This window comes from Chloroflexota bacterium (assembly GCA_013152435.1).
Classification (GTDB): domain Bacteria; phylum Chloroflexota; class Anaerolineae; order DUEN01; family DUEN01; genus DUEN01.
In genome coordinates this window covers 1-7,591 of the sequence record JAADGJ010000145.1, presented here as the reverse complement: position 1 = coordinate 7,591, position 7,591 = coordinate 1, and the positions used below count along the sequence as shown (strand labels likewise).

The following is a 7,591-nucleotide window of genomic DNA, read 5'->3' as shown; positions in this document are numbered from 1 at the left end:
GTCGTGTGGGTGCCTGGTCCGCAGGAGGATTCCTGATGATTCGCCCCCTTTTCCCCCCTTTTTGTTGTAAACGTATTTCAGGACTTGACAGGTCTCCCTCAGCTACCAGCTCCACAGGGGGAGGTGTGGAGGGGACCTCCCCGGCCTGCACCTGCTCTTCTCGGCCCTTTCCGAAGGATCCAGGCCGAGGCCGGGCGGGTCGAAGGCAGAAGAAGGGCTTTTTCCGGAGGGCCGGAGCCCCTCCGGGCCTCCCCACAGCAGAAGCAACGGCTTTTCTCAGACACGCTCTTGGAAGCCTCGTCTGTCCTGGTAAGTTAATGCGTATGCCACAAGTGCATCTTTCACGGGCGGGTGTCGGCCGTTTTGTCCGGTCACTCTCGCAGGCGGGGATCCAGCGCATCCCGCAGCCCATCCCCCAGCAGGTTGAAGCCCAGCACCGCCAGGAAGATGGCCAGGCCCGGGAAAGTCGCCATGTACGAGGCGCTGAAGATGTATTGGCGCCCCTCGCCCAGCATGGCGCCCCATTCCGGGGTGGGGGGCTGTACGCCCAAACCCAGAAAGCCCAGGCCGGCGGCCACCAGGAGGGTGGAGCCCAGGTTCAGGGTGGCCTGGACGATGACGGGGGCCATGGCGTTCACCAGGATGTGTCGCCAGATGATGTCCCAGTCTCGCACGCCGACGGAGCGGGCTGCCTCCACGTAGGTCTGTTCCCGGATGCTGAGCACGGAGCCGCGCACCAGGCGGATGAAGGACGGGATGGTGCTGATCCCGACGGAGATGATCACGTTCCGCAGGCCCACGCCCAGCGCGGCCACCAGGGAGAGCGCCAGCAGGATGCTCGGGAAGGAGAGCAGGATATCGGCGACCCGTTGGATGATCATATCCACCCAGCCGCCGTAATATCCCGAGATGGCGCCCAGCGGGATGCCTACGAGCAGACCGATGGCGACGGCCAGGAACCCGATCATCAGGGAGAGCCGCCCGCCGTACAGGATGCGCGCCAGCACATCGCGCCCCAGGTGATCGGTGCCCAGCGGATGCTCCAGGTTCGGGTGGATCAGGGCGTCGGTCAGCGTCAGCTTCTCCGGATCATAGGGCGTCAGGAACGGGGCGGCCAGGCTGGCGAGGATGAGCAGGAGCAGGATGGCGAGCCCCAGCATGGCCGGCCTCTGATGCCGAAACCGCCGCCACGTCTCGTGATACAGTCCACGTCTCTCGGCCCGCAATTGCGGGATGGACACCGCGACCGCTTCAGCCATAGTGGATTCGTGGGTCGATATATGCATACAGGATATCCACAATCAGGTTGACCAGGATGAGAAGAGAGGAGAAGACCAGGACGATGCCCTGGACCATGGGATAATCGCGGGCGAAGATGGAGTCCACCATGAGCTGGCCCATCCCCGGCCAGCCGAACACCGTCTCGGTCAGCACCGCGCCGCCCAGCAGGGCTCCGAACTGGAGCCCGATGACTGTGACGACTGGGATCAGCGCGTTGCTCAACGCGTGGCGCAGGACGACGACGGACTCTCGGAGCCCCTTCGCCCGTGCCGTGCGCACGTAATCCTCGCTCAATACCTCCAGCATGCTGGATCGGGTCATGCGGGCCACCAGCGCGATGGAGAAGGCCGCCAGCGTGAAGGAGGGCAGGATATAGCTGGCGGGGCGCTCGGACCCGGCCGCCGGGAGCCAGTGGAGCCGCACGGCGAACAGGACGATCAGCATGAGGCCCAGCCAGTAAACGGGCATAGAGATGCCGAAGAGCGTGCCCACGGATATCAAGAAGTCCAGGATGGAGTTCCGGCGATACGCGGCCAGCACCCCGCCCAGGACCCCCAGCACGCCGGCGATGGTCATGCTGATCACCGCCAGCTTCATGGTGGCCGGCAGGCGGGAGAGGATCTCCTTCAGTACGGGCTCCTTGGTGCGGGCGGAGATGCCCAGGTCACCCCGCACCATGCGGCTGAAGAACATCGCGTATTGCACCGGAAGCGGGCGATCCAGGCCCATCCAGACCCGGATCTGCTCGACGTCTTCCTCCGATGCCAATAGCCCGGCGATCACGCGCGCCGGATCGCCGGGGAGCAGACGCACCAACAGGAAGATGATTAACGAGATGCCGATGAGCGTGATCAGTGCAGCGAGGAGGCGCTGCAGGATGTATTGCGAGAAAGAGGTCATCTTGCTTGGCTTACCCTCGTGATCACATGGTTATCAGGACAGGAAAGCCGCTCGCTCCGGGGACAGGATGCGACATCTGATCTCAGCGGAGGTAGGGGCGAGATGACCTCGCCCCTACCTGTAGCCTGTCCCGAGAGGGTTCCGTGATTACTCGGCCGGACGTGCGTAGATGGCGTAGAACTTCTCCGTCGGATGGTAGTCCACGCCGGTGAGGTCCGCCCGATAGACGATGGGGAACCGCTGCACCCAGAGGAAGATCCAGGGCGCCTCGTTCCAGATGATCTCGGAGGCCTGGCAGTACAGCTCCTTGCGCTTCTCCGGATCCGACTCCTGCGCGGCGGCCTCGATCAGCTTATCCACCTCCGGGTTGCCGTAGAAGGACGTCGCCAGGCCGTTGGGCGGATGCTCCGGCGAGTAGAACTGCACCATCTGCTGGGCCGCGTCCAGGTAGCTGGGCGCCCATCCCAGGAAGTGCAGGTCGATGTTGTTCTCATCGGGCGGCGTCAGGATCGCGGCCACGTAGGAGGGCCAGTCCATGGTGGAGACCGGCGCCTTGATCCCGACCTCGCTCAGGAAGCCAGCGATAGCCTGGGCCGCCTGGAAGTCCTGGACGTAGCGGCCTGTCGGGGCGATGAAGTTGAGCTCCAGGCTCTCCACCCCCGCCTCGGCCAGCAGCGCCTTCGCCTTCTCAGGATCGTACTCGTAGGGCTTCTGCGGGCAGTAGCCGAACAGGTTGGAGGCCATGGGCGCATCCAACAGCTCCGCCGCGCCGAACAGCACGCTCTCGATGATCTCCTCTTTGTTCACCGCGTAGTTGAGCGCCTGGCGGACGCGCACGTCGTTCAGGGGCTCATGGGTGTTGTTGATGGAGATGAAGATCGTGCGATCGCTGGGCGCCAGCAGCACTTTCACATCCGGGTTCTGCTGGAGCGCCGGAAGGTCGCTGATGGGCGGCAGGATGATGAGGTCCACCTGGCCGGCCAGCAACAGGCTCTCCCGGGTGGCCGCCTCGGGCACGACGCGGAAGACGACCTCGTCGTAGTAGGGCTTCTCACCCCAGTAGTCCTCGAAGCGGGTGACCACGATGCGCTCGCCCTTGACCCGCTCCTGGAAGACGTAAGGGCCGGTGCCCACGGGGCGCGTCACGTTCTCGTAGGTGTTGCCCTCCGCGTTGACGGAGTCGGGGGAGATGATGCCGGCGTTCCCCAGGGAGAACGCGCTGATGAGCGGCGCGTACGGCCGGCTGAGGTGGAGTTTGATCGTGTAGTCGTCGACGATCTCTACCTCCTCGATCGCGGCGAAGGGGCTGCGGATCGGCACCTTCACGTTCGGATCGAGGATCCGGTCCAGATTCCACTTGACGACCTCGGCGTTCAGGACGGTCCCATCATGGAAGGTGACGCCCTGGCGGATGTAGAAGGTGTACTCAAGGCCGTCCTCGGCGACTTCCCACCCGGTGGCCAACTTCGGCTGGGGGTTCCCATCCTTATCCGTCACGACCAGGGTTTCGACCATGTAGTCGACGATGTTGGATACCGTGGTCGTGGTGCCCAGGGCCGGGTCCAGGGTGTCCGGATCGATGCCCACGGCGATGCGGAAGGTCTTGGCCTCGGCCGGGGTCGGCGTGGCCTCCTCCTCCGCGGCGCTCGGTGCCTCCGCCGCTGGGGCTGCGGGCGCCGGGGCACATGCGGCCAGGAACACGAGGATCAGCACCAGGCCGAGCACCAATACCGTCCGAATGGGGGGTGCCTGCGAAGATCGAGAGTAACCGGCTCGATGCGTCATGCCAACCTCCTCCTTTCTGTTCTGTCCTTCTGTTGTCGTTGCCGAACTTGTTGTGAAGCCCCGGCGAAGTGCGTGTGCATGTGGGCCCAACCGAGGCTGAGAGACGATAGATCTCCCATAAAAGGAAGCCGGTGTGGATGTCGAGGTTCGATCACCTTACATGGGAACGGCCGACGTGAAACCTTTGGACATCGACCGGGGATAGCGCGGGTGGTGCCATCCCTGGATGCAGAGCAGAAAACGCCGAGGGGGGTCCTCGGCGTTGAGTGGCCTCATTATACTCTTGAGCATTCGCGCTGTCAAACAAAAACACGGTGGGTCATGCCTGAGAGCGCGTCTGGAAATTCACCGACCAGGTGTCTGGGAGGCATCCCCCGGCTGCGTGCTCCACAGGGGGAGTGGAAGGGGAATCCCCCCTCCACGGAAATCCCACTTTTCCGGCCTGCACCTGCCTTTCTCGTCTCTTTCCGCAGAGATTCGGGCCGAGGCCGGGCAGGTCGAAGGCGGGAGAAGGGCTTTTTCCGGAGGGGCTTCGCCCCTCCGGGCCTCCCCATACCAGAAGCAACGGCATTTCTCAGACACGCTTTCAGCGCTCTACCTGGAAGTCCGGCCCCGATGCGGCCGTCAGATCCACGACGACCTCTTTCCCCCCGTAGCCATCGACCAGGTCATGGGCTCGCACGCGGACGTGGGTCACATCGGGCGGAATGGCGATGCCGCTCTGGCTGCGGGTGAAGGGCTGCTCGTTCACGTGGGGGTGAAGCAACAGCCGGGTGAACGGGCTATCCGGGTCGGGCTTGACGACCGTCCCATCGGGCAGCACCACATCCCACCCGTCCGCATAGTCCTCCCAACCCGTGTCGGGGTGCTGCACCGTCACGTGGAAGGTCCATGTGCCGTCGGCGTCCCGCACGGCCCGCACGTGTAGGACGTCGGCGTTGGCGGCGCGGCCGCCCGGCCCGGGCGGTGCCAGGGTCGGCGTGGCGATCAGGCCCGGCAGAGAGGCCGGCTGACAGCCGGTCAACATCAGGCTGGCGATCATCGTGAGTAACGAGAGTCGTGTCATGGTCCGCATCCTTTAGAAATCCCAATCCGGCTTCGGATCAGGGAGACACAGGATCCGGTCGAGCCGCTCGAGGAGCTCCATGGGGCCGGAGAGCTCGTCGGTGATCGCCAGGCCCGTCGCCGGGCGCACCCCCAGCCACAGCCGGGTGAAGGCCCCTACCGACGCCGTCAGCGTGGGCAGGGTATCATCTCGCCCCCGCTCCGCCCCGGATGTGGGCCCCAGCGTGACGATGTACTCGCCGGAGACCCCATGCCAGGGGGCGTCGTCATCCAGCATCCGCTCGATCGGGTCGGTCAGCCTGAGGTTGAACTGAACCGGTCCCATGGGGAGGTGGGTGCGCTCCAGGCATCCCGGTAGATCGCATATGCGCATCTGCCAGTAGGCGATGGCCCGTATCCCGCTCGCGAACTTCGACCCTTCGCTCACCTGATGCTGCTTGAACGGCTGCTCGATCAGATCCTGAAGCTGGATACCCTGCGGCTCCCGCATCTTGATCAACCGCACCTGGTCGCCGAGGCTTTTCAGAAGGGCCATCAGCTCCAGGAACTGGTCGGCGGTCTGGTAGGACATCCAGACGATCTCGTACGGCCCCTGTTCCACGTTTTTGGTCTGACACCAGAGGTGGTGGGTCAGCTCGCCGTTGGGGCCATCGCAGTAGCCCAGGCCGAAGCCGTTATCCGCCCAACGCGTCTCCGCTCGGGTGATCTCGGATGGCGTCAGATTGCAGGCGCCATGGCCCTGGCGCCGGGCGAGCCGGCTGGCGTGCACCAGGGCCCAGTCGTCGGCGGTGATGCGGCGCGGCACGCGAGGCCGCACGCTGACGTTCAGCCGGGCGGGATCGAAGGAGACCCAGTGCTCGTATCCCCCGGTGCCGAAGCCCAGCCGGTTGTAGTAGCCCTGCTCGAACATCCCCAGGCTGGCGACCAGCGCCCCCTCGGCGGCATCGATGGCTATCGCCCGGGCGGCCAGCTGCCTCGCCAGCCCTCGCCTGCGGGCGACCCGGCTGGTGGTGACGCCTGTGACGCAGGACATGGGGAGCTCCTCGTCCAGGTAACGTACGGTGCCCGGAGCGGTCATGACCAGGCATTCAGGCTCTTCGTGAAGCTCCGCGACCAGGGCGCGCCCGCACTCCACGAAGAGGTCCATGATCTCCTCTTTGCCCTTCTTCAGCCAGCCCGTCTCGTACCAGATGCGATGAACGGCCTCTCGGTCCCTGTCGGGGTCATACCTGCGGAAACGCATAGGGGTCCTCTCCGGGAAAGGTCAGAATGGGGGCTGGTGATCGACCGCCGGCCCCGGGGCGGGGATCGGATATCGTGCCTTACAGGAGGGGGCTTTCGCCGAGCTCCTGGACGGACACCTCCGCATCGCCCATCCCCTTGTAGAGATGGCGAATGCCCTCGCGGCCGGCCACGATCACATCCGTCGCCAGGCCCAGGAAAAGCCCATGTTCCACGATGCCGGCGCGCTCCTTCAGCCGTGCGGCCAGCTGGGCCGGTTGGGTGATAGGGCCGAATTCACAATCCAGGATCAGGTTTCCCTGGTCCGTTTTGAACAGATCCCCCTTGGGAGTCCGACGTATCACCGCGTGTGCGCCCAGGGATTCGATGTAGGCGACCTGCGAGCGCCAGCCGAAGGGGACGACCTCCACCGGCACCGGGTGTCGGGTGCCCAGCATCGGGGAGAGCTTGGTCTCGTCGACCACGATGATCTCGCGGCGGCTGCTCTGGGCGATGATCTTCTCGCGAAGCAGGGCGCCGCCGCCGCCCTTGATCAGGTTCAGCTCGGGATCGACCTCATCCGCGCCGTCGATCGTGAGATCGATGGTGGGGCACTCGTCCAGCGTGGTGAGCGGGATGCCCAGCCGCCGGGCCTCGGCCTCGACCTTCTGCGAGCAGGGCACGCCGCGAATGCCGTGCAGCCGGCCCTCGTGGAGCAGGCGGGCGATGCGACGCACGGCGAAGATGGCCGTGGTGCCGTGGCCGAGGCCGACGACCATGCCCGATTCCACGAAGTCTACAGCGCGCTCTCCGGCTTGTCGCTTGAGTTCCACGATGTCCATGAGTTTCATGGCCTCCGATGGTACTGGCCTATTGTACCATCGAGCGCGCCAGTTCACGAACTTTGACGGCCGCCTTGTTCGTTCCGGGGTCGCGTCTCTTTTTCGGTGGAAATGCGGCGGGGAGCCTGGAGGGGCGGAGCCCCTCCGGAAAAAGCTCTTCTTCTGCCTTCAACCTGCCTGGCCTCGGCCTGGGCCCTTCAGAAAGGGCCGAGAAAGGCAGGTGCAGGCAGGAAAAAAGAGGTTTCCGTGGAGGGGATCGCCCCTCCACACCTCCCCCTGTAGAGCTGGTAGCTGAGGGAGGCCCTCAGACACCGTGTCGGTAAATTTTCAGACACGCTTTCAGATGGCAACTTCCCGGTTCCCGTTCCTGGCCTGCCCCACCCGACCTTGTCCATCCGAATCGGAGTGGAGGGGGCAGGTGCAAGGCGGAGAAGGGGCAGGGCTTTTTCAAAGTCAGTGATGGAAATCGGGGTGGTAGGAATACCCCGCGTGTCGCT

Annotated in this window: 6 protein-coding genes; all 6 read right to left on the bottom strand. The window is 64.8% G+C overall.

The window, feature by feature from the left end; genetic code table 11:
- Positions 1-371 precede the first annotated feature (371 nt).
- A complete protein-coding gene (locus GXP39_19710) occupies positions 372-1,259 on the bottom strand; it encodes an ABC transporter permease (GenBank protein NOZ30261.1) in 888 nt (295 codons plus the stop codon).
- Positions 1,252-2,181: an ABC transporter permease gene (locus GXP39_19705; protein ID NOZ30260.1), complete on the bottom strand. Its 930-nt coding sequence runs from the start codon at positions 2,179-2,181 to the stop codon at positions 1,252-1,254. The genes GXP39_19710 and GXP39_19705 overlap by 8 nt, the downstream gene beginning before the upstream one ends.
- Before the next feature lie 147 nt (positions 2,182-2,328).
- Positions 2,329-3,966 carry an ABC transporter substrate-binding protein gene (locus GXP39_19700; protein NOZ30259.1) on the bottom strand — a complete coding sequence of 546 codons (1,638 nt, stop codon included), beginning with the start codon at positions 3,964-3,966 and terminating at the stop codon, positions 2,329-2,331.
- A 586-nt stretch (positions 3,967-4,552) separates the two neighbouring features.
- Positions 4,553-4,957: a hypothetical protein gene (locus GXP39_19695; protein ID NOZ30258.1), complete on the bottom strand. Its 405-nt coding sequence runs from the start codon at positions 4,955-4,957 to the stop codon at positions 4,553-4,555.
- Between the two features lie 87 nt (positions 4,958-5,044).
- Entirely contained in the window at positions 5,045-6,274 is a 1,230-nt protein-coding gene (locus GXP39_19690; protein NOZ30257.1) for a GNAT family N-acetyltransferase, read from the bottom strand.
- A gap of 79 nt (positions 6,275-6,353) precedes the next feature.
- Positions 6,354-7,103 carry a ribose-5-phosphate isomerase RpiA gene (rpiA, locus tag GXP39_19685; GenBank protein NOZ30256.1) on the bottom strand — a complete coding sequence of 250 codons (750 nt, stop codon included), beginning with the start codon at positions 7,101-7,103 and terminating at the stop codon, positions 6,354-6,356.
- Between the last annotated feature and the right edge of the window lie 488 nt (positions 7,104-7,591).

Coding starts and splice junctions, on each gene's coding strand:
- GXP39_19710 (NOZ30261.1), bottom strand. CDS start 1,259: ATGGCTGAAGCGGTCGCGGTGTCCATCCCGCAATTGCGGGCCGAGAGA.
- GXP39_19705 (NOZ30260.1), bottom strand. CDS start 2,181: ATGACCTCTTTCTCGCAATACATCCTGCAGCGCCTCCTCGCTGCACTG.
- GXP39_19700 (NOZ30259.1), bottom strand. CDS start 3,966: ATGACGCATCGAGCCGGTTACTCTCGATCTTCGCAGGCACCCCCCATT.
- GXP39_19690 (NOZ30257.1), bottom strand. CDS start 6,274: ATGCGTTTCCGCAGGTATGACCCCGACAGGGACCGAGAGGCCGTTCAT.
- rpiA (NOZ30256.1), bottom strand. CDS start 7,103: ATGAAACTCATGGACATCGTGGAACTCAAGCGACAAGCCGGAGAGCGC.